The sequence below is a fragment of the uncultured Nevskia sp. genome (assembly GCF_903885465.1).
Taxonomy (GTDB): Bacteria; Pseudomonadota; Gammaproteobacteria; order Nevskiales; family Nevskiaceae; genus Nevskia.
Map to the genome: position 1 here is coordinate 1 of NZ_CAISIQ010000170.1, position 2763 is coordinate 2763.

Consider the following 2763-nt stretch of genomic DNA (forward strand, 5'->3'; position numbering starts at 1 on the left):
CGTTCAGACCGATCTGGATTTCGTCCATCAAGTCCGGCACGCCCATCGTGGTTTTCATCAAACCCTCGATGTTCGCATCGCGCACCAGGCCACGAGTGCGGTCGATGGTGCGCTCGATGCTCCGGCTGTTCGGCAGGTGCGGCAGGGTCGATGCGATGTTGTCGAGACAGAACATTGCGCTGCGCGGGAAATCCCGGTTCTGCAGCAGGAAGCGGACCACGCCGTTGCCGTTGACGCGGGTGCGCAGATGGCGGCGATACATCTGGTAAGCGGTGAGCGAACGCAGCACGCTCATCCAGACGATGTTCTCGAACGGGGTCAGATCGAGTTTGTCGTCGTTCTGGTTCAGACGCAGCGTGCGCACATCGAGGATGCGCGTGGTCATGTCCGCCTGTTCGATGTTGGTACCGATGCGCAGGAACTGGAAGCCGACGTCGCGGCTCATGTTGGTGGTCAGCACGCTGTAGACCAGTAGCGCGCCGCTGATCACCTGCTGCACGAAGGCCTGCCGTGCGGTGCGCAGGATCGATGATTCGCCGCGCTCCTGAACGTAGAAATAGATGTCGTTCAGACGTTCCCAGGTATCGCGCGGCATGGTGTCGCGCGACACGCGAAGAATCTCGCGGGCATTGTTCAGCGAGCTGACGATCGAACCCGGATTGCGCGGATCGATCATCAGGAAGCGGACCACGTTTTCCTCGGTCGCTTCGTCGTACAACTCCTTGAAGGCCGCCTCGGCACCGGTGATCTCGATCAGCGGAGCCCAGCCCAGCGGCATGCGCCGCGGCAGGTCGAGCATCAGGTTGGCGTTGACGTTGATCAGGCGTGCGGTGTTCTCGGCGCGCTGCACGTAGCGGCCAAACCAGTACAGATTTTCTGCAACACGGGACAGCATCAGAGAGTCCCCTTCTGCGATTGCGATTGAGCCTGTGCGGCAGCGGCAGGCGAGGTCACGACACCGGGTGCGTCATCGTCGATATCGACGATCCAGGTGTCCTTCGAGCCGCCGCCCTGCGAGGAATTGACGATCAGCGAGCCCTTGACCAGCGCCACGCGGGTGAGGCCGCCGGTGGTCACATAGGTGCTTTCGCCGCGGCTCAGGATGAACGGCCGGAGATCGAGGTGACGCGGTTCGATCTCGTCGTCGCAGATGGTCGGCGCGGTCGACAGGCTCAAGGTCGGCTGGGCCATGTAGTTGCGCGGATTGCCTTCGATCAGCGCCTTGAACTTGGCGTGCTCCTCCTTCGAGACGCGCGGGCCGATCATCATTCCGTAGCCGCCGGATTCATTGGCCGGCTTGACCACCAGCTTGTCGAGGTTGGCGATCACGTAGTCGCGCTGCTTCTTGTCGAAGCAGAGATAGCTCGGCACGTTCGGCAGGATCGCGTCCTCGCCGAGGTAATACTTGATCATCTGCGGCACGTAGGCGTAGACGACCTTGTCGTCGGCAACACCGGCACCCGGCGCATTGGCGAGGCCGACCTTGCCCGCGATCCAGGCCCGCATCAGGCCCTTGGCGCCGAGGATTGAATCGGCATTGAAGACGTCGGGATCGAGGAACAGATCGTCGATGCGGCGATAGATGACGTCGACTCGTTTCGGGCCGTCGATGGTGCGCATGTAGACGCAGTCGTCATCGCCGACGGTGAGATCGGAACCCTCGACCAGTTCCACGCCCATCTGCTGCGCGAGGTAGGCGTGTTCGAAGTAGGCGGAGTTGTAGATGCCTGGGGTCAGCAGCACCACGTTCGGCGCGTCGCCGGGCCGAGGACTGATCGCTACCAGGGTGTCGTAGAGCTGGGCGGCGTAATCGTCGACCGGCAGGATGTTGGTGGTCTGGAACAGCTCGGGCCAGATGCGCTTGATGACGCCGCGGTTCTCCAGCATGTAGGAGACGCCGGATGGCACGCGCAGATTGTCTTCGAGCACGTAGAGCGTGCCGTCGCCATCGCGGACCAGATCCGAGCCGCAGATATGCGCCCAGATGCCGTGCTTGGGCTTCACGCCGACGCACTGCTTCCGGAAGTTCACCGACTCGGCGAGGATCTCGGCCGGGAAGATGCCGTCCTTGACGATCTGCTGCTTGCCGTAGACGTCCTGGATGAAGTGGTTGAGCGCGTCGACGCGCTGCTTGAGCCCCTTCTCCGTCGTTTCCCATTCCTTCTTCGGGATCACCCGGGGAATGATGTCGAAGGGCCAGGCTCGATCGACGTTCTTGCCCTCTGAGTACACCGTGAAAGTGATGCCCATGACCTTGATCGCCAGATCCGCTGCCAGACGCCGATCGGCGAGGTCACGCGGGGATAGGCTTTGCAGGTATTCGACGAGGCTGCGGGCGGCGGGGCGCGGTGCTCCCGAGGCGGCAAACAGTTCGTCGTAGGCGGCATCGCAGCGGTAATTTCGCCAATCGAAGGCCATTCTGATTCCAATATTTTACAAGTCGGCGGCGGACGATCCCGGCTACCGCAGCCGGAACGTTGATATTGCAGGGTTTGGTCTCTAACCTAGCAGCACGTCGAAGCAAAACATAGGCCACGCATCGCAATCGACTGCGGCGGCCGGACAGGTACTACTCCCTAATCAATGACTCGCTCCCGCCCTGCCCTCGAACTGAAGGGCCGCATGTTGCCGATCACGCGTGCGCGGGTGCTGATAGCGGATAGCGCCGCGATCCGGATACAGCTCGCTGAAATGGTTCGCCAGATGCCGCAGGCCGTCAAAGGCATGGCCGTGGTGATCGACAGCGACATCGCCGCCGACCTC

General features: G+C 62.1%; 2 protein-coding genes and 1 pseudogene. 1 reads left to right on the top strand and 2 read right to left on the bottom strand.

The features are described from left to right. Together QZY06_RS06370 and QZY06_RS06375 are read right to left on the bottom strand one after the other, a co-directional pair. A partial coding sequence (locus tag QZY06_RS06370; RefSeq protein ID WP_295681733.1) for an alpha-E domain-containing protein occupies window positions 1-895 on the bottom strand: 895 nt, incomplete at its 3' end. Then, window positions 895-2418 (bottom strand): circularly permuted type 2 ATP-grasp protein, encoded by a 1524-nt coding sequence (locus QZY06_RS06375; protein WP_295681738.1) that lies wholly within the window; start codon window positions 2416-2418, stop codon window positions 895-897. The genes QZY06_RS06375 and QZY06_RS06370, both read right to left, overlap by 1 nt. Before the next feature lie 165 nt (window positions 2419-2583). Here QZY06_RS06375 and QZY06_RS22155 point away from each other — a divergent pair. After that, a pseudogene (locus QZY06_RS22155) lies at window positions 2584-2763 on the top strand (septum site-determining protein MinC); the annotation flags it as partial.

Excerpts from the sequence above, each read along its gene's own strand:
- QZY06_RS06375 (WP_295681738.1), bottom strand. The coding sequence starts at position 2,418 with ATGGCCTTCGATTGGCGAAATTACCGCTGCGATGCCGCCTACGACGAA.